This window comes from Pseudomonas sp. UV AK001, from assembly GCF_046097675.1.
In the GTDB taxonomy this organism is placed as follows: Bacteria; Pseudomonadota; Gammaproteobacteria; order Pseudomonadales; family Pseudomonadaceae; genus Aquipseudomonas; species Aquipseudomonas kribbensis.
Window position 1 is genome coordinate 185031 of record NZ_JBJUVZ010000008.1, and the last position, 18069, is coordinate 203099.

The window sequence follows — 18069 nt, forward strand, 5'->3', positions numbered from 1 at the left end:
TTGCGGTCTTTCTCGCGGGGCTCCGGTTGATCCGCAGCTTCGCGATTCCAGAGGTGTTTATGTCTGAATTCCAGCTCGTCACCCGATTCGACCCTGCCGGCGATCAGCCTGAAGCCATTCGCCAGATGGTCGAGGGCATTGAAGCCGGGTTGGCGCACCAGACCCTGCTCGGTGTGACCGGTTCGGGCAAGACCTTCAGCATCGCCAACGTGATTGCCCAGGTGCAACGTCCGACCCTGGTGCTGGCGCCGAACAAGACCCTGGCCGCGCAGTTGTACGGCGAGTTCAAGTCGTTCTTCCCGAACAACGCCGTCGAATACTTCGTTTCCTACTACGACTACTACCAGCCCGAAGCCTATGTGCCGTCGTCCGACACCTTCATCGAGAAGGATGCGTCGATCAACGACCACATCGAGCAGATGCGCCTGTCGGCAACCAAGGCATTGCTTGAGCGCAAGGACGCAATCATCGTCACCACGGTGTCGTGCATCTACGGTCTGGGCAGCCCGGAAACCTATTTGAAAATGGTGTTGCATGTCGATCGCGGCGACAAGCTCGATCAGCGTGCGCTGGTGCGGCGCCTGGCCGACCTGCAATACACCCGCAACGACATGGATTTCGCCCGTGCGACGTTCCGGGTGCGCGGCGACGTGATCGACATCTATCCGGCCGAATCCGACCTCGAAGCGATCCGCATCGAGTTGTTCGATGATGAAGTGGAGAGCATTTCCGCGTTCGACCCGCTGACCGGCGAAGTCATCCGCAAGCTTCCACGCTTTACCTTCTACCCGAAAAGCCACTATGTGACGCCCCGGGAAACCCTGCTCGACGCCATCGAGGGGATCAAGGTCGAGCTGCAGGAGCGTCTGGAATACCTGCGCAACAACAACAAACTGGTCGAAGCCCAGCGTCTGGAGCAACGGACCCGTTTCGACCTGGAGATGATTCTCGAGCTCGGCTATTGCAACGGCATCGAAAACTACTCGCGTTACCTGTCCGGACGCCCGGCCGGCGCGGCTCCGCCAACCCTCTACGATTACCTGCCGGCCGATGCGTTGCTGGTGATCGACGAGTCCCACGTCAGCGTGCCGCAGGTCGGCGCGATGTATAAGGGCGACCGTTCGCGTAAAGAAACGTTGGTGGAATACGGCTTCCGTCTGCCATCGGCGCTGGACAACCGGCCAATGCGCTTCGACGAGTGGGAAGGGGTGAGCCCGCAGACGATTTTCGTCTCCGCTACGCCCGGCAACTACGAAGCCGAACACGCCGGACGAGTGATCGAACAGGTTGTGCGTCCGACCGGTCTGGTCGACCCGCAGGTGGAAGTGCGCCCGGCGCTGACCCAGGTCGACGATCTGCTCTCGGAAATCACCAAGCGCGTGGCGTTGGAGGAGCGGGTGCTGGTCACCACGCTGACCAAGCGCATGGCCGAGGACCTGACCGATTACCTGGCCGATCACGGCGTGCGTGTGCGGTATCTGCACTCGGACATCGACACTGTCGAACGGGTGGAAATCATCCGCGACCTGCGCCTCGGCACGTTCGATGTATTGGTGGGGATCAACCTGCTGCGTGAAGGTCTGGACATGCCGGAGGTGTCGCTGGTGGCGATTCTCGATGCGGACAAGGAAGGCTTTCTGCGTTCCGAGCGCTCATTGATCCAGACCATTGGCCGTGCGGCACGTAACCTCAATGGCCGGGCGATTCTCTACGCGGATCGCATCACCGGCTCGATGGAGCGCGCCATCGGCGAAACCGAGCGTCGTCGCGACAAGCAGATCGCCTTTAACCTGGCCAACGGCATCACACCGAAGGGCGTGTTCAAGGACGTCGCCGACATCATGGAAGGCGCCACCGTGCCCGGCTCGCGCAGCAAGAAGCGCAAAGGCATGGCCAAGGCTGCCGAAGAGAACGCCAAGTACGAAGCCGAATTGCGTTCGCCGAGCGAGATCACCAAGCGTATTCGCCAACTGGAAGAGAAGATGTACCAGTTGGCCCGCGACCTGGAATTCGAAGCGGCGGCACAGATGCGCGACGAGATTGCCAAAATGCGCGAGCGACTTTTGGCAGTCTGATCCGAGTCAGTGTGCCTCGCCGGCCTTCAGGCCGGCGGGCAGCTTCTTGGTCAGCAAAATCGCCAGCATACTGATCCCCAGCGCAATCCCGACAAAATGAAAGGCATCGTTGTAGGCCATGATCAGCGCCTGCTGATGGACGATTTCACTCAATTTCCCCAGCGCTGCTGCGTCACTGCCAAAACGATCGGTCATCGACGCCAGGCGTTCGGCCACCTGCGGATTGGTCGGCACCACTGCTTCACGCAGGTAATCGAAATAGGTCTTGGTGCGAGCATCCAGCAACGTCGCGAGCAAGGCGATGCCGATGGCACCGCCGAGGTTGCGCAGGATGTTGAACAGGCTCGACGCCGACCCCGCGTCCTGCGGCAGGATATAAGCCGTGGCGATCAGCGAAATGGTCACCATGATCAGCGGCTGGCCGAGGGCACGGATGATCTGGATCTGGTTGAACTGCGGCCCGGCAAAGTCCGGGTTGAGCACGCCGGATGAGAAACTCGCCAGACCGAACAGGCCGAACCCCAAGGTACACAGCCATTTGGGCGACACGAACTTCATCAGCTTCGGTACCAGCGGAATCAGGAACAGCTGCGGCACGCCCATCCACATGATCACTTCGCCGATCTGCAGGGCGTTGTAGTTCTGGATCTGCGCCAAATACAGCGGCAGCAGATAGATCGAGCCGTACAGCCCGACGCCCATGCCCAGGCTGGAAATGCTCGACAGACCAAAGTTGCGATTGCGCAGGATACCGAGGTTGATCAGCGGGTTGGGCTTGGAGATCTGCACGATCACGAAGGTGATCAGGCTCAGCAGGGCGATGCTGCCCAGTGTCACGATCAGGCTCGATTCCAGCCAGTCTTTGCGATGACCTTCTTCAAGAAACACCTGCAGGCAACCGAGACCGATGCCCAGCGTGAGAATGCCGGTGTAGTCGGTGCTTTTCAGCAGTTCCCAATGGGCTTCTTTCTTCTCCAGGCCGTACATCAGCCCGGTGATCATGATCAGCCCCGGCGGAATGTTGATGTAGAAGATGTATTCCCAGCCCCAGTTTTCCGTGAGCCAGCCGCCGAGGGTCGGTCCGATGGACGGGGCGAAAGTGGCGGTCATGGCAAACATCGCCATGCCTTTGGCGCGGTGATGTTCGGGGAGTTTGATCAGGGTCAGGGTGAAGGCCAGCGGAATCAGCGCGCCGCCGGTGAAGCCTTGCATGGCGCGAAAAACGATCATGCTGTCGAGGCTCCAGGCCATCGAGCACAGCAAGGACGAAATCAGAAACCCCAGCGACACCCATACCGCCAGCCGTCGCGCCGAAAGCAGCTGCACCAGCCACGCGGTCAGCGGGATCATGATGATTTCCGCCACCAGGTACGAGGTGGAAATCCATGAACCTTCTTCCAGAGTCGCCGACAGGGCGCCTTGAATGTCCTTGAGCGACGAGTTGGTGATCTGGATGTCGAGCACCGCCATGAAGGCGCCGAGCATGACACTCATCACCGCGATCCAGTCCCGCCGGGTCGGTTCGCCGACCGGGCGGATCAGTTGATCACCGGCCATTGTCTGGGGCGTCTTTGATATTCACGGTGGCGGTGACCGACATGCCCGGACGGATCTTGCCGTGCAGCGGGTTATCGGCTCTGAAAGTCAGTTTGACCGGAATCCGCTGTACGACCTTGGTGAAGTTGCCGGTGGCATTGTCCGGCGGCAACAGGCTGAACTGCGCGCCAGAAGCCGCGAACAGGCTGTCGACCCGGGCTTCGATCGGCGTATCGCCATAAGCGTCGAAGACCAGCTCGGCCTTCTGGCCCGGCTGCATGTGGCCGATCTGGGTTTCCTTGAAGTTGGCCTGCACCCAGATGTCTTCGTCCGGAACGATCGACAGCAGGTACGCGCCGGCCTGAACAATCTGGCCATTGCGGGCGGCGCGCTGGCCGACGAGGCCGCTGATCGGCGCGTGGATTTCGCTGCGGGTCAGATTCAGTTCGGCCTGGGCGAGGTCGGCGCGGGCGTTGGCGATCTGCGCATCGAGGCGCTTGATCTCGGCGGTCAGCGCGTTGACCTGTTGGCGCTGGCTCTGGGCATCGGCCTGGGCCTTGGCCACTTGCGAGCGGGCGATGTGGGCGTCGGCGGAGAGGGTAGTGACCCGTTCCTCGGAGACGTAGCCGGGTTTGCGCAGGGTTTCTGCCCGCGACAAATCCACCTGCGAGCGGCCGAGGGTGGCTTGCGTGGTTGCCACTTGTGCGTCGCTGGCGGCAATCAGACTGGCTTGCTGGGTCAGTTTGCTCTGGGCTTGCAGACGCTCGGCCTCACGGGTGGCGAGAGCGGCGTTGGCGCGATCGACGGCGAGGCGGAAGTCATCGTCTTCGAGACGGATCAGCAACTGGCCTTTTTCCACGTGTTGGTTGTCCTGCACCAGGACTTCGTCGATACGCGCGCTCAACTGGCTCGACACGCGGGTGATTTCACCCTGGACATAGGCGTTGTCGGTGCTTTCATAAAAGCGCCCCTTGAAAAACCAATGAGCGAAAAAGCCCCCGGCAATCAGCAGGACGAGCAGCAGGAAAATGAACAGGCGACGCTTGAGTTGGGCAGGCATGGGCAAACTGTAGTCGAGGAATTGTAAGGAAAGTTATCAGCAGGCGAATCTGGCATACAGCCGATGAACGGTAAATGCCGTCTGCTGATATTCAGCCATTCACCACGGCCTACGGGCGTTACGGACGCAAAATTGGCTTAAATGCCCTGCCCGCTGGAGCGGGGCGGGTGTCGCCTGTTACCATTCGCCGCTTGATTGTTCTTTGCTTTTCATTCTTTTCGAGACATGCCATGACCACCGTCCGCACTCGCATCGCGCCATCGCCTACCGGGGATCCCCATGTAGGTACCGCTTACATCGCATTGTTCAACTACTGCTTTGCCAAGCAGCACGGCGGTGAGTTCATCCTGCGCATTGAAGACACCGATCAACTGCGTTCGACCCGCGAGTCCGAACAGCAGATCTTCGACGCTCTGCGCTGGCTCGGCATCGACTGGAGCGAAGGCCCGGACGTCGGCGGCCCGCACGGTCCTTATCGCCAGAGCGAACGCGGCGACATCTATCAGAAGTACTGCCAGCAACTGGTCGACATGGGCCACGCTTTCCCGTGCTTCTGCACTGCGGAAGAGCTGGACCAGATGCGCGCCGAGCAAATGGCGCGGGGCGAAACCCCGCGCTACGACGGCCGTGCGCTGTTGCTGTCCAAGGAAGAAGTCGCGCGCCGCCTGGCTGCCGGCGAGCCGCATGTGATCCGCATGAAAGTGCCGACCGAAGGCGTCTGCGTGGTGCCGGACATGCTGCGTGGCGATGTCGAGATCCCGTGGGATCGCATGGACATGCAAGTGCTGATGAAGACCGACGGCCTGCCGACGTACTTCCTGGCCAACGTGGTCGACGATCACCTGATGGGTATCACTCACGTTCTGCGTGGCGAAGAATGGCTGCCGTCGGCGCCGAAGCTGATCCTGCTCTACGAATACTTCGGTTGGGAACAGCCGGAGCTGTGCTACATGCCGCTGCTGCGTAACCCGGACAAGAGCAAGCTGTCCAAGCGCAAGAACCCGACGTCGGTGACGTTCTACGAGCGCATGGGCTTCATGCCTGAGGCAATGCTCAATTACCTGGGCCGCATGGGCTGGTCGATGCCGGACGAGCGCGAGAAGTTCTCGCTGCAGGAAATGGTCGACAACTTCGACCTCAAGCGCGTGTCGCTGGGCGGGCCGATTTTCGACATCGAGAAGCTGTCGTGGCTCAACGGCCAGTGGCTGCGTGACCTGCCGGTGGAAGAGTTTGCCGCTCGCGTACAGAAGTGGGCGTTCAACTCCGAATACATGATGAAGATCGCGCCGCACGTCCAGGGCCGCGTCGAAACCTTCAGCCAGGTTGCACCACTGGCCGGGTTCTTCTTCGCAGGTGGCGTCAATCCGGACGCCAAGCTGTTCGAATCGAAAAAGCTCTCGGGTGATCAGGTTCGTCAACTGATGCAGTTGATACTGTGGAAACTGGAAAGCCTGCGTCAGTGGGAGAAGGACAGCATCACCGCGACGATTCAGGCGGTGGTCGAATCTCTCGAGCTGAAGCTGCGTGATGCGATGCCGTTGATGTTTGCTGCGATCACCGGTCAGGCGAGCTCGGTATCGGTGCTTGATGCGATGGAAATCCTCGGGCCGGATCTGACCCGTTTCCGTCTGCGCCAGGCGATTGACCTGCTGGGCGGCGTGTCGAAGAAAGAAAACAAAGAGTGGGAAAAGCTGTTGGGCGCTATCGCCTGATTGCGTTTGACTCTGCAGGGCGCGCCGCAGGCCAGGATCTTTTGATCCCGTCCTTCGGCGTTTTCCCCCGAATTTACGGGGGGAGGGCGGTAAGTGATTGTTATGCCGACAAAAAATTTTGAAATTTTTCAAAAATAAGTTTGACAGGCTTTCGATACGCCCTTAAGATTCGCCCCGTCCTCAACGATGACATCAACGATGAGGGGCTATAGCTCAGCTGGGAGAGCGCTTGCATGGCATGCAAGAGGTCGACGGTTCGATCCCGTCTAGCTCCACCAATTTACACTTCGAAGCCTGGCCACACCGGCTTCGAAGCGATCAGCACTCAGCGTTGATCAGTTGTATAGAAGGGTTTGCGTCCCCTTCGTCTAGTGGCCTAGGACACCGCCCTTTCACGGCGGTAACAGGGGTTCGAGTCCCCTAGGGGACGCCAGTTTTACAGAAGCGATGTTACAAGTAGTCGCTCCGCCGCGAGGCGAAAAATCCGGGGCTATAGCTCAGCTGGGAGAGCGCCTGCATGGCATGCAGGAGGTCAGCGGTTCGATCCCGCTTAGCTCCACCAATTTACAGTTCAAGGTCTGGCCACACAGGCCTTGAATCGATCAGATCTCAGCACTGATCAGTTGTATAGAAGGTTTGTGTCCCCTTCGTCTAGTGGCCTAGGACACCGCCCTTTCACGGCGGTAACAGGGGTTCGAGTCCCCTAGGGGACGCCACGATTACCCGCCTTGCGGGATTTATAAGGGTCATTCAATTATTGAATGGCCCTTTTGTTTGTCTGGCGTTTGGCCAAATCTCCTTTTTCCTTAAACTGTGCTTCAGACCAGCGGTCATATTTTCGACTTGCAGAATATTATTATGAGAATAATATTCTAATCGTAATATTCGGAGGCAACGATGAACGACAAAAAAGCTCAAACCCGCGAACGCATCCTCAAGGCTGCCAGCGCCGCTCTGATCCAGCGTGGCCCGGCCGAGCCGAGCGTGGGTGAAGTGATGGGCGCCGCCGGCCTGACTGTCGGTGGCTTCTATGCGCACTTCGAAAGCAAGGACGCAATGATGCTTGAGGCGTTCAAGCAGTTGCTGGGTCGCCGCCGGGACCTGATTGCCGACATGGACTCCGAATTGACCGGCGAAGAGCGTCGTGCCCTGGTGGCTGCGTTCTATCTGTCGCGCAAACACCGTGATTCCAGTGACTCGGCCTGCCCGATTCCGGCTTCCATCGGCGAGCTTGGGCGGTTGCCGGAAGAATTTCGCATAGCGCTGAACGAGCATCTGGAACTGATGATCGCGCAGTTGGCCTCAAGCCCTGAAGACATCGATAAAGCGTTGGCCGACGTGGCCCTGATGGTAGGTGGTCTGGCGCTCTCAAGGGCGTTGGGGCCTGGTGATTTATCCGATCGATTGCTGCGCGCTGCCAAATCGGCGGTGCGTTGACCTGAAGGCAGCGAGCCTGAGGAGAGAGCGATGAGCACGTTGAAGTGGGTTCGCGGCGTTAATGGCACCTTGGGCTGGTTTGCACCGAAACTGGTGGCAAGCAAAATGCGGCTGGCATTCATGACGCCCCGCGCAAACTCGCCACGGGATTGGGAATTGCCGCTGCTGGCGAAATCCGAGCGGATCACTTTGCGTTTCGGCCTCTCGGCACTGCGTTGGGGGCAAGGTCCGACGGTTCTGCTGATGCACGGTTGGGAAGGGCGGCCGACCCAGTTTGCCGCGCTGATCACCGCGCTGGTTGAATCCGGTTACACCGTGGTCGCTCTCGACGGTCCGGCCCACGGGCGATCACCGGGACGCGAAGCCAACGTCGTATTGTTCGCCCGCGCGATGCTCGAAGCCGCCGCTGAATTGCCTCCGCTGCAAGCCGTGATCGGCCACTCCATGGGCGGCGCCAGCGCCATGCTCGCCGTGCAACTGGGCCTGCGCACCGAAACCCTGGTCAGCATTGCCGCACCGGCCCGAATTCTGGGTGTATTGCGTGGATTCGCCCGCTACGTCGGCATGCCGCCCAGAGCTCGTTCTGCCTTCATCCGCCAGGTTGAACAGGACGTCGGCATGCGCGCCGCAACCCTCGATGTCGCTCACTATCAACTGGATATGCCAGGCCTGATCGTGCATGCCGAAGACGACACTTTCGTCTCGGTCAAGGAGTCCCAACTGATCCACGAATCCTGGTTCGACAGCCGACTGCTGCGCCTGGAGGCCGGCGGTCACCAGCGCGTGCTGGCCGACCCTCGGGTGATTGATGGCGTGTTATCACTGCTCGCCGGTCGCAGCCTTCAGGCGCGGCAATCGGCCTAGTCATCCGTTACACTGCCCCGGTTGAATCATTTGACCGGGAGTAGGGCATGGGCTGGGATCGGGCAACGCCGTTTACTATTGATCTGCAAGTGGGCGCCGAGGACATCGACGGGCTGGGGCACGCGAACAACGCGGTTTATGTGTCCTGGCTCGAACGCTGCGCCTGGCGTCACTCGCAGCGGCTGGGCCTGGACCTGGTCGAGTACCGGCGTCTGGATCGGGCGATGGCGGTGGTGCGGCACGAAATCGATTATCTGGCGGCCGCCTACGAAGGTGATGAACTGCAACTGGCGACCTGGATTGTCGATTGGGATCAGCGCCTGAAAATGACCCGTCACTTCCAGCTGATTCGCCCCAGCGACAACACCACGCTGCTGCGCGCCCAGACCACCTTCGTCTGCATCGAACTGTCCACCGGCAAGCCGAAGCGTATGCCCGCCGAGTTCATCGAAGGCTACGGCCCGGCCATCCAGACAGCGGCCATGGGTTTAACCCGCGAAACCCAGTAAACTGCCGCACGTTTTTCCTTGAGTGTGTGTTTCCCATGCAAATTGCTCTGGCGCCGATGGAAGGGTTGGTCGACGATATCCTGCGCGATGTCCTGACCCGTGTCGGCGGTATTGACTGGTGCGTGACCGAGTTCATCCGCGTCAACGACCAGTTGCTGACCCCGGCCTATTTCCACAAGTTCGGCCCTGAACTGCTCAACGGTGCTCGCACCGCTTCCGGCGTGCCGCTGCGCGTGCAATTGCTGGGCTCCGATCCGGTGTGCCTGGCGGAAAACGCTGCGCTGGCCTGCGAATTGGGTTCCGAAGTGATCGATCTGAACTTCGGCTGCCCGGCGAAAACCGTCAACAAATCCCGTGGCGGTGCGGTGCTGCTCAAGGAGCCGGAGCTGCTCAACCAGATCGTCGAGCATGTGCGGCGTGCAGTGCCGGCGCACATTCCGGTCACCGCCAAGATGCGCCTCGGCTTCGACAGCCCCGACGGCTCGCTGGTCTGTGCCACGGCACTGGCCGAGGGCGGTGCCGAGCATATCGTGGTTCACGCCCGCACCAAGATGGACGGCTACAAGCCCCCAGCCCATTGGGAGTGGATTCCGCGGGTGCAGGACGTGGTCAAGGTGCCGGTATTTGCCAACGGTGACATCTGGAGCGTCGACGACTGGCGCCGCTGCCGGGAAATCAGCGGTGTCGAAGACATCATGCTCGGTCGCGGCCTGGTTTCGCGCCCCGACCTGGCCAAACAGATCGCTGCCGCCCGTGCCGGCGAAGAAGTCGTCGAGATGACCTGGTCCGAGCTGCTGCCACTGATCCAGGACTTCTGGCTGCAAGCCAAAGCGCAGATGACTGCGCGCCAATCGCCGGGCCGCCTGAAGCAATGGCTCGCGATGCTGACCCGAAATTATCCCGAGGCCAATGAGCTGTTTACCGTGCTGCGGCGAGAAACCGAGCCGGACCAGGTCTCGCGTTTGCTGGGTTTGCCGGTCGCCGAAGCGGCCTGAAAAAATCTTCAATTAATCTCTTGAAAACAAAACGCAGGTCCCTATCTAAGGGTTACGCGATGCCGAATTCGGGTCGCGGAGACAAAAAACCTTGCTGATTGTTTTCAGGAGATTTGAATCATGAGTACTGCATTTTCCCTTGCTCCACTGTTCCGTTCCTCGGTAGGTTTCGATCGTTTCAACGACCTGTTCGAAACCGCCCTGCGCAACGAGCCAGGCAGCAGCTATCCTCCTTACAACGTCGAAAAACACGGTGACGATCAATATCGCATCGTCGTGGCGGCGGCCGGTTTCCAGGAAGAAGACCTGGAACTGCAAGTCGAGAAGGGCGTGCTGACCATCAGTGGTGGCAAGCGTGACGCGAACGAAGGCGTCACTTTTCTGCACCAGGGCATCGCCCAGCGTGCATTCAAGCTGTCCTTCCGCCTGGCCGATCACATCGAGATCAAGGCCGCCGGCCTGAGCAACGGCCTGCTGAGCATCGATCTGTTGCGCGTGATCCCGGAAGAAGCGAAAGCCAAACGCATCCCGATCAACGGGACGCAGAAGCCGGCTCTGCAATAAGCCAGGCCGACTGACAAGAAGGGCGCCGAAAGGCGCCCTTTTTTGTACCCGTCATTCAAGCAAACCTTTCAACACCTCCAGCGCCACCGGCCGACTATGCAGATACCCCTGATACAAATGGCAGCCCAGCCCCTGCAGAAACGCCAACTGTTCCGGAGTCTCCACACCCTCGGCGATCACCTCCAGTTCAAGGCTGCGAGCCATGGCGACGATGGCGCGGATGATCTCGGCGTCGTTGGGGTCGCTGGTGGCGTCGCGGATGAAGGACTGATCGATCTTCAAGGTGTCCACCGGCAGGCGCTTGAGGTAAGTCAGCGATGAATAACCGGTGCCGAAATCGTCCATGGCGAAGCTCACACCGAGCTTTTTCAGGCGGCGCATTTTGCTGATGGTGTCTTCCAGGTTCTGGATCACGATGCCTTCGGTGATTTCCAGCTTCAGCAGCGAGCAGGGCAGGCCATGGCTGGTCATGCTGTGTTCGATGCGTTCGACGAAATCGTTCTGGCGGAACTGCCGGGGACTGATGTTCACGCACAGGCTGAATGCCAGCGGATCGATCAGGCCGTCGGCGATCAATTGCTTGAAGGCATCGCAGGCCTCATCGAGGATCCAGGTGCCGACCTCAAGGATCAGCCCGCTGTCTTCCAGGACCTTGATGAATTCGGTCGGCGATTGCGCGCCGAGTTCCGGGTGATTCCAGCGCACCAGCGCTTCGGCGCCGATGATGCGGTTGTCCCGCGCGTCCACTTGCGGCTGGAAATGTACGTTGAATTCGCCACGGGACAGCGCCAGTCGCAAATCGGTCTCCATGCGCAGCCGTTCGCTGGCGGCTTTCTGCATGGTGTTGTGATACATCTGTGTGGTGTTGCGCCCGGAGTCCTTGGCCCGGTACAGCGCGATATCCGCGCGCTTGAGCAAGTCGGTCGGGGTCGAGCCGTGATCGGGAATCAGCGCCACGCCGATGCTCGGCGTCACTTGCAGGCGCTGCCCGTCGAGGAACATCGGCTCCGAAAGCAATTCGCGGATGGTGTCGGCCAACTCCCGCACCTGAACGCTGACCTCGTTGCGCGTACCTTCCAGGCCGCTGAGCAACACCACAAATTCATCGCCACCAAGCCGCGCCACGGTGTCTTCCATGCGCACACTGGCTTCGAGGCGTGCGGTGATGATTTTCAGCACCGTGTCACCGACCGGATGGCCGAGCGAATCGTTGATATGTTTGAAGTGGTCCAGATCGAGAAAAAGCAACGCGCCGCGCAAGTTGTGGCGTTTGAGCAGGGCGATCTGCTGGCTCAGGCGATCCATCAGCAATGCGCGGTTGGGCAGATTGGTCAGCGGGTCGTGATAGGCCAGATGGCGGATCTGCGCCTCAGCGTTCTTCAGCAGGCTGACGTCCCGGGCGGTCATCAGCAGGCAGGCGATTTCGTTGAGGGTGATCGGCTCGACCGAGACTTCCACCGTCAGCAATTCCCCGCGCTTGTTGCGCCCGAGCATTTCCTGATGATGCACGCGGCCCTTGATCTGTAGCTCGGCGAGCAACCCCGAGCGCTGTTTTTCCTCGGCCCAGATGCCGACCTGATACACGGTTTTGCCCACCACTTCATCGGCACGGTAGCCGGTCAGGCGACAGAAACCGTCGTTGACCTCCAGATAACGCCCGGTGTCGCGTTCGGTGATGGTGATCGCGTCGGGGCTCGAGTGAAATGCCTTGGCGAACTTCTCTTCACTGGCCTTGAGCGCTGCTTCCGAGCGCTGTTGCTGGGTGATGTCACGCAGCGTGGTGACGATGCACGGCTGGTTGCCGACGCTGATCTGGCGACTGGAAATCACACAGGTCAGCGATTGGCCGTCCTTGTGCTGGACGATGATCGCGACATTGCTCAGGCCCTGTTCGCGGATCACTCGTTCGATGCGTTGCAGGCTTTTCGCCGAGGCGTCCCACAGGCCGATTTCTTCAGCGGTATGCCCGATGACATCGGTGGCGCTCCAGCCGAAAGTCTGGGTGAAGCTGGAGTTGATCTCGATGAACTCCCCGGTTTCCTGGCGGGTCACGCAGATCGGGTCGGGGCTGACCTGGAACAGGGTGGCGAATTTCTCTTCGGACGCCACGAGGCGCTGCTCGCGTTCGACCTGATCGGTGATGTCGAGCAGGGTACCGGCCATGCGCAGCGGCGCGCCGTTTTCGTCGCGATAGAGGCGGGCGCGGCTTTCCAGGTAGCGCGAGCTGCCGTCCGGCAGTTGCACGCGATACGTCAGCTGATAATTACCTGCCGGGCCCTCGCGCAGACTGCGGTAGGCGTCGCGCATGCTGTCGCGCTCTTCGCCGGGTACACCTTCGAAGAACTCGTCGAACGATTCGTGGAACGGAATCGGCTCCAGCCCGTGCAACTGCGCGGCTCGGGCCGAGCCGTAAAGCATGCCGCTGGGAATGTGCCAGTCCCAGGTGCCGAGTTGTGCCGAATCCAGCGCCAGATCAAGGCGTTCCTGGCTGTCCTTGAGCGCATGTTCAGCCGCTTTGCGTTCGGTGGTGTCGAGAAAAGTGCTCAACAGATAAGGCTGGCCTTCGAGTTCGACCTTTTGTGCGCTGAGAATCCCGTCGTGAACCTGACCGTTACTGGCGCGGAACTGCACTTCCATGCTGATCAGTTCGCCCTTGGCCTTGGTCTTCTTGACCAGCTCCGCCCGTTGTTCGGGATGCACCCACAGGCCCAGCTCCAGGGTGGTGCGGCCGATGGCGCTCTGCACCGGCCAGCCGAACAGACTTTCGAAATACTGGTTGGCCTCGCTGATCAGGCCGTCTTCCTGGCGAGTCAGCAACACCATGTTCGGGCACAGATGAAACAGTGTGGCGAAACGTTTCTCCGAGCTGCTGAGGGCCTGTTCCCGTTGACGCTGGTGGGTGATTTCACGGATCACCCCGATCATTCGGGGGCGACCATGCTTGTCCGGCAGCAGGCTGCCATTGATTTCCAGCCAGTGCAGGCTGCCGTCGGGCCAGCGAATGCGGTGATGCATCGCCTGTTCCAGCGGCGCGCCCGCAATCACCGCGTGGAAGGCGCGAATGGTTTTCGCCCGGTCTTCCGGCGGCAACAGGTCGAGGTATTCCAGGTCTTCGGGCAACGGCTGCCGTGGATCGAAGCCGAACAGGGCCTGGGTGCCCCGGGACCAACTGATCTGCCCGCGCTCGATGTCCCAATACCAGGCGCCGAGGCGGGCGCCGTTGAGCGCCGCGAGCAATTGCGGCGCGCTCTCCCAGCTCTGTTCGGAACGCCGTGGATCAATGGCCTGAATACGCGGCATCGGCGGAATACGGTCAACAGATTTCGGCATTGTTAAGGGGCCTTGAGCTGATTTGGGCGTTAGGCACAGGGACGGCAGCTCTATAGGAGTAGCACAAGTCAGCCGAGAGTCCCTGGCAGATCGATTTGCGCGTCCAGCAGGGCCATAAACGCCCGTGCAGCATTCGACAGCGTCCGTTCGGTGTGCAGGATATAGCCTAGCTGGCGACTGAGCTGTATGCCCGGCAAAGGTATGCGCGCCACCTGTTCATCGAGCATGGTGCGCGGCAAAACGCTCCAGGCCAGGCCGATCGACACCATCATCTTGATGGTTTCCAGATAGTTAGTGCTCATGGCGATATTCGGCGTCAGGCCCTGAGCCTCGAACAGACGTTGGACAATATGGTGGGTAAAGGTGTTGCCGCCGGGGAAAACCGCCGGATGGCCGGCAATGTCCGCCAATGTGACAGCGCCGTTGCTGATCAATGTGTGTTCCGGGGCGACCACGAAATCCAGCGGGTCAGCCCAGACCGGCGTGGCCTTGACCAGCGTATGCGGCTCCGGCGCCAGGGTGATGACCGCCAGTTCAGCGCGGCCATGGAGAATTTCCTCGTAGGCCACTTCCGAATCGAGGAACTGAATATCCAGTGCCACCTGTGGGTAGCGGCGGGTGTACTCCCTCAACAGGGGCGGCAAACGGTGCAGGCCGATGTGGTGACTGGTGGCCAGGGTCAGGCGGCCGGTGACTTCGCCGGTGAGGTTGGTCAGGGCGCGGCGGGTGTCATCGAGCACGTTGAGAATCTGATAGGCCCGTGGCAGCAAAGCCCGGCCGGCCTCGGTCAGGCCCACTTCACGGCCCAGCCGGTCGAACAGCCGCACATTCAATTGCTGCTCCAGCCCGGCGATGCGTTTGCTGATCGCCGGTTGCGTCAGATGCAGGCGTTCACCGGCGCCGGAGAAGCTTCCGGACTCGGCAATCGCGATAAAAGCATTGAGGTTGGCCAGATCCATGTTCGTATTCCAGTTGGTTATCCAAAGCATAAAAAATATGAATTTGAGTTATTCAATCTAACCCCATAGGATCGGCCTCACAAGCCAAAGGGTTATTGATAAGCCCAGGGCATAGAAACAAGCTGATGAGGAAACGTCTGATGGCCGGCAAAACGCTCTACGACAAGCTCTGGGATTCGCATTTGGTCAAGCAGCGCGACGATGGTTCGGCGCTGATCTATATCGATCGTCACATCATCCACGAAGTGACCTCGCCGCAAGCCTTCGAAGGCCTGCGTCTGGCCGGGCGCAAGCCATGGCGCATCGATGCCAACATCGCGACCCCGGACCACAACGTACCGACCACCCCGGAGCGCAAGGGTGGTATCAGCGCCATTGCCGACCAGGTCTCGCGTTTGCAGGTTCAGACCCTCGACGACAACTGCGATGAATACGGCATCGTCGAATTCAAGATGAACGACGTGCGCCAGGGCATCGTCCACGTGATCAGCCCGGAGCAGGGCGCGACCTTGCCGGGCATGACCGTCGTTTGTGGCGACTCGCACACTTCGACCCACGGCGCGTTCGGCGCCTTGGCTCACGGTATCGGCACTTCCGAGGTTGAGCACGTGCTCGCCACCCAGTGCCTGGTCGCCAAGAAAATGAAGAACATGTTGGTGCGCGTCGAAGGCCAATTGCCGTTCGGCGTGACCGCCAAGGACATCGTTCTCGCCGTGATCGGCAAGATCGGCACCGCCGGCGGTAACGGTCATGCCATCGAATTTGCCGGTAGCGCGATTCGCGATCTGTCCATCGAAGGCCGCATGACCATCTGCAACATGTCCATCGAAGCCGGCGCCCGTGTGGGCCTGGTGGCGGCGGACCAGAAGACTGTGGATTACGTCAAGGGTCGCCCGTTCGCACCGAAAGGCGCCGAGTGGGATCTGGCGGTCGAATCCTGGAAAGACCTTGTGTCTGACGCCGACGCGCATTTCGACACCGTGGTCGAACTCGACGCTGCGCAGATCAAGCCGCAAGTCAGCTGGGGTACTTCCCCGGAAATGGTGTTGGCCGTTGATCAGAACGTGCCGGACCCGGCCAAAGAGATGGATCTGGTCAAGCGCGACTCGATCGTCCGCGCCTTGAAATACATGGGTCTGACCGCCAATCAGGCGATCACCGACATTCAGCTCGACCGCGTATTCATCGGTTCCTGCACCAACTCGCGCATCGAAGATCTGCGCGCTGCGGCGGTGATCGCCAAGGGTCGCAAGGTCGCATCGACCATCAAGCAGGCCATCGTGGTGCCGGGCTCGGGTCTGGTGAAGGCGCAGGCCGAGGCCGAAGGTCTGGACAAGATCTTCCTCGAAGCCGGTTTCGAATGGCGCGAGCCGGGTTGCTCGATGTGCCTGGCGATGAACCCGGACCGTTTGGAGTCCGGCGAGCATTGCGCCTCGACGTCCAACCGTAACTTCGAAGGCCGTCAGGGCGCCGGTGGTCGTACCCACCTCGTCAGCCCGGCCATGGCCGCTGCGGCGGCGGTGAACGGTCGTTTCATCGACGTTCGTGAATTGATCTAAGGAGCGCAGCATGAAAGCTTTTACCCAGCACACTGGTCTTGTCGCGCCTCTGGATCGTGCCAACGTCGACACCGACCAGATCATCCCGAAGCAGTTTCTGAAGTCGATCAAGCGCACCGGTTTCGGCCCGAACCTGTTCGATGAGTGGCGTTACCTGGATGTCGGCCAGCCGTATCAGGACAACTCCAAGCGCCCGCTGAACAAGGAATTTGTGCTCAACGCCGAGCGTTATCAAGGCGCCAGCGTGTTGCTGGCCCGCGAAAACTTCGGTTGCGGCTCCAGCCGTGAGCACGCGCCGTGGGCGCTGGAAGAATACGGTTTCCGCAGCATCATTGCGCCGAGCTATGCCGACATCTTCTTCAACAACAGCTTCAAGAACGGCTTGCTGCCGATCATCTTGAGCGATGCCGAAGTCGACGAACTGTTCAAACAGGTCGAGGCCGCGCCGGGCTATCAGTTGCAGATCGACCTGCACGAGCAGACCGTGACCAGCCCGAACGGCAAGGTCTATCGCTTCGAGATCGACGCGTTCCGCAAACACTGCCTGCTCAACGGTCTGGACGACATCGGCCTGACCTTGCAGGACGGCGATGCGATTGCGGCGTTTGAAGCCAAACATCGTGCGAGCCAGCCGTGGTTGTTCCGCGACGCCTGAATTTGAAAGGTTGAAACCCCAACAAAGGAAGTCCCCATGACCAGCACCGCCCAGCACAGTCAGGTTGTACAGAAGCAATTCGGTGAACAGGCCGCCGCCTACCTGAGCAGCGCCGTTCACGCTCAAGGCACTGAATTTGCGCTGCTGCAGGCTGAGCTGGCGGGGCAGGGCGAGGCTCGGGTGCTGGATCTGGGGTGCGGCGCCGGGCACGTGAGTTTTCACGTCGCTCCGTTGGTGAAGGAAGTGGTGGCCTACGACCTGTCGCAGCAGATGCTCGATGTGGTGGCGGCCGCTGCGGTTGATCGTGGTTTGAGCAACGTTTCCACGGTCAATGGTGCCGCCGAGCGCCTGCCGTTTGCCGACGGTGAGTTCGACTTCGTGTTCAGCCGTTATTCGGCGCACCATTGGAGCGACCTCGGCGTGGCCCTGCGCGAAGTGCGTCGGGTGCTGAAACCGGGTGGCGTCGCGGCATTCATTGATGTGGTGTCGCCGGGCAGTCCGCTGTTCGACACCTACCTGCAGAGCGTTGAAGTGCTGCGCGACACCAGTCATGTGCGCGATTATTCTGCCGGTGAGTGGCTGCGTCAGGTCAGCGAGGCCGGACTGCACACCCGCAGCACCACGCGTCAGCGCCTGCGTCTGGAGTACAACAGCTGGGTCGAGCGCATGCGCACGCCCGAGGTGATGCGCGCCGCGATCCGCCAGTTGCAGCAATCGATGGGCAATGAAGTGCGCGAATATTTTGAGATTGAGGCCGATGGTTCGTTCAGTACAGATGTACTGGTGCTCTGGGCCGAGAAATAAATTTAGAACG

14 protein-coding genes and 4 tRNA genes are annotated in these 18069 nt (G+C 60.4%); 14 read left to right on the plus strand and 4 right to left on the minus strand.

Annotation, left to right across the window (positions count from 1 at the left end; translation table 11 throughout):
- The first annotated feature begins 59 nt into the window (after positions 1 to 59).
- Positions 60 to 2075, plus strand: a complete 2016-nt coding sequence (gene uvrB / locus ACKLNA_RS21415; RefSeq protein WP_085711986.1) for an excinuclease ABC subunit UvrB — start codon at positions 60 to 62, stop codon at positions 2073 to 2075.
- Between the two features lie 6 nt (positions 2076 to 2081).
- Here the strand turns inward: uvrB and ACKLNA_RS21420 are convergent, their stop codons facing one another.
- Positions 2082 to 3572, minus strand: coding sequence for an MDR family MFS transporter (locus tag ACKLNA_RS21420; protein WP_408987121.1), 1491 nt, complete (start codon positions 3570 to 3572; stop codon positions 2082 to 2084).
- A 49-nt stretch (positions 3573 to 3621) separates the two neighbouring features.
- Entirely contained in the window at positions 3622 to 4671 is a 1050-nt protein-coding gene (locus ACKLNA_RS21425) for an HlyD family secretion protein (protein WP_408987018.1), read from the minus strand.
- A gap of 230 nt (positions 4672 to 4901) precedes the next feature.
- Here ACKLNA_RS21425 and gltX point away from each other — a divergent pair, with 230 nt between their 5' ends.
- The 10 genes from gltX to ACKLNA_RS21475 all read left to right on the plus strand — a co-directional run bounded on the left by gltX (position 4902) and on the right by ACKLNA_RS21475 (position 10752).
- Positions 4902 to 6383 carry a glutamate--tRNA ligase gene (gltX, locus tag ACKLNA_RS21430; RefSeq protein WP_085711989.1) on the plus strand — a complete coding sequence of 494 codons (1482 nt, stop codon included), beginning with the start codon at positions 4902 to 4904 and terminating at the stop codon, positions 6381 to 6383.
- A 202-nt stretch (positions 6384 to 6585) separates the two neighbouring features.
- A tRNA-Ala gene (locus ACKLNA_RS21435) sits at positions 6586 to 6661 on the plus strand.
- A gap of 79 nt (positions 6662 to 6740) precedes the next feature.
- Positions 6741 to 6816: transfer RNA gene (locus ACKLNA_RS21440), tRNA-Glu, on the plus strand.
- Positions 6817 to 6869: 53 nt separating this feature from the next.
- Positions 6870 to 6945, plus strand: a tRNA-Ala gene (locus ACKLNA_RS21445).
- 78 nt (positions 6946 to 7023) lie between these two features.
- A tRNA-Glu gene (locus tag ACKLNA_RS21450) sits at positions 7024 to 7099 on the plus strand.
- Between the two features lie 181 nt (positions 7100 to 7280).
- On the plus strand, positions 7281 to 7820 hold the full coding sequence (locus tag ACKLNA_RS21455; RefSeq protein ID WP_007956432.1) for a TetR/AcrR family transcriptional regulator: 540 nt from the start codon (positions 7281 to 7283) through the stop codon (positions 7818 to 7820).
- 30 nt (positions 7821 to 7850) lie between these two features.
- Complete coding sequence (locus tag ACKLNA_RS21460; protein WP_114882098.1) at positions 7851 to 8684, plus strand: alpha/beta fold hydrolase; 834 nt, start codon at positions 7851 to 7853, stop codon at positions 8682 to 8684.
- Between the two features lie 47 nt (positions 8685 to 8731).
- Positions 8732 to 9193 (plus strand): acyl-CoA thioesterase, encoded by a 462-nt coding sequence (locus ACKLNA_RS21465; RefSeq protein ID WP_408987019.1) that lies wholly within the window; start codon positions 8732 to 8734, stop codon positions 9191 to 9193.
- 35 nt (positions 9194 to 9228) lie between these two features.
- Positions 9229 to 10188 carry a tRNA dihydrouridine synthase gene (locus ACKLNA_RS21470; RefSeq protein ID WP_408987020.1) on the plus strand — a complete coding sequence of 320 codons (960 nt, stop codon included), beginning with the start codon at positions 9229 to 9231 and terminating at the stop codon, positions 10186 to 10188.
- Between the two features lie 120 nt (positions 10189 to 10308).
- Entirely contained in the window at positions 10309 to 10752 is a 444-nt protein-coding gene (locus ACKLNA_RS21475; RefSeq protein WP_085711994.1) for an Hsp20 family protein, read from the plus strand.
- Between the two features lie 51 nt (positions 10753 to 10803).
- Here ACKLNA_RS21475 and ACKLNA_RS21480 read toward each other — a convergent pair whose 3' ends face one another.
- Positions 10804 to 14082, minus strand: a complete 3279-nt coding sequence (locus ACKLNA_RS21480) for a PAS domain S-box protein (protein ID WP_114882101.1) — start codon at positions 14080 to 14082, stop codon at positions 10804 to 10806.
- 68 nt (positions 14083 to 14150) lie between these two features.
- Complete coding sequence (locus tag ACKLNA_RS21485) at positions 14151 to 15041, minus strand: LysR family transcriptional regulator (RefSeq protein WP_408987021.1); 891 nt, start codon at positions 15039 to 15041, stop codon at positions 14151 to 14153.
- 140 nt (positions 15042 to 15181) lie between these two features.
- Between ACKLNA_RS21485 and leuC the strand changes: the two genes are divergently transcribed.
- The 3 genes from leuC to ACKLNA_RS21500 are packed head-to-tail and all read left to right on the plus strand — an operon-like array spanning position 15182 to position 18059.
- Entirely contained in the window at positions 15182 to 16600 is a 1419-nt protein-coding gene (gene leuC / locus ACKLNA_RS21490; protein WP_085711997.1) for a 3-isopropylmalate dehydratase large subunit, read from the plus strand.
- A 10-nt stretch (positions 16601 to 16610) separates the two neighbouring features.
- Entirely contained in the window at positions 16611 to 17255 is a 645-nt protein-coding gene (gene leuD, locus ACKLNA_RS21495) for a 3-isopropylmalate dehydratase small subunit (RefSeq protein ID WP_007956446.1), read from the plus strand.
- Between the two features lie 36 nt (positions 17256 to 17291).
- On the plus strand, positions 17292 to 18059 hold the full coding sequence (locus ACKLNA_RS21500) for a class I SAM-dependent methyltransferase (RefSeq protein ID WP_408987022.1): 768 nt from the start codon (positions 17292 to 17294) through the stop codon (positions 18057 to 18059).
- Positions 18060 to 18069: the final 10 nt, after the last annotated feature.

Bases quoted from the DNA above. Each gene is read 5' to 3' on its own strand.
- uvrB (WP_085711986.1), top strand. From the start codon at position 60: ATGTCTGAATTCCAGCTCGTCACCCGATTCGACCCTGCCGGCGATCAG.
- ACKLNA_RS21425 (WP_408987018.1), bottom strand. From the start codon at position 4,671: ATGCCTGCCCAACTCAAGCGTCGCCTGTTCATTTTCCTGCTGCTCGTC.
- gltX (WP_085711989.1), top strand. From the start codon at position 4,902: ATGACCACCGTCCGCACTCGCATCGCGCCATCGCCTACCGGGGATCCC.
- ACKLNA_RS21455 (WP_007956432.1), top strand. From the start codon at position 7,281: ATGAACGACAAAAAAGCTCAAACCCGCGAACGCATCCTCAAGGCTGCC.
- ACKLNA_RS21460 (WP_114882098.1), top strand. From the start codon at position 7,851: ATGAGCACGTTGAAGTGGGTTCGCGGCGTTAATGGCACCTTGGGCTGG.
- ACKLNA_RS21465 (WP_408987019.1), top strand. From the start codon at position 8,732: ATGGGCTGGGATCGGGCAACGCCGTTTACTATTGATCTGCAAGTGGGC.
- ACKLNA_RS21470 (WP_408987020.1), top strand. From the start codon at position 9,229: ATGCAAATTGCTCTGGCGCCGATGGAAGGGTTGGTCGACGATATCCTG.
- ACKLNA_RS21475 (WP_085711994.1), top strand. From the start codon at position 10,309: ATGAGTACTGCATTTTCCCTTGCTCCACTGTTCCGTTCCTCGGTAGGT.
- ACKLNA_RS21480 (WP_114882101.1), bottom strand. From the start codon at position 14,082: ATGCCGAAATCTGTTGACCGTATTCCGCCGATGCCGCGTATTCAGGCC.
- ACKLNA_RS21485 (WP_408987021.1), bottom strand. From the start codon at position 15,041: ATGGATCTGGCCAACCTCAATGCTTTTATCGCGATTGCCGAGTCCGGA.
- leuC (WP_085711997.1), top strand. From the start codon at position 15,182: ATGGCCGGCAAAACGCTCTACGACAAGCTCTGGGATTCGCATTTGGTC.
- leuD (WP_007956446.1), top strand. From the start codon at position 16,611: ATGAAAGCTTTTACCCAGCACACTGGTCTTGTCGCGCCTCTGGATCGT.
- ACKLNA_RS21500 (WP_408987022.1), top strand. From the start codon at position 17,292: ATGACCAGCACCGCCCAGCACAGTCAGGTTGTACAGAAGCAATTCGGT.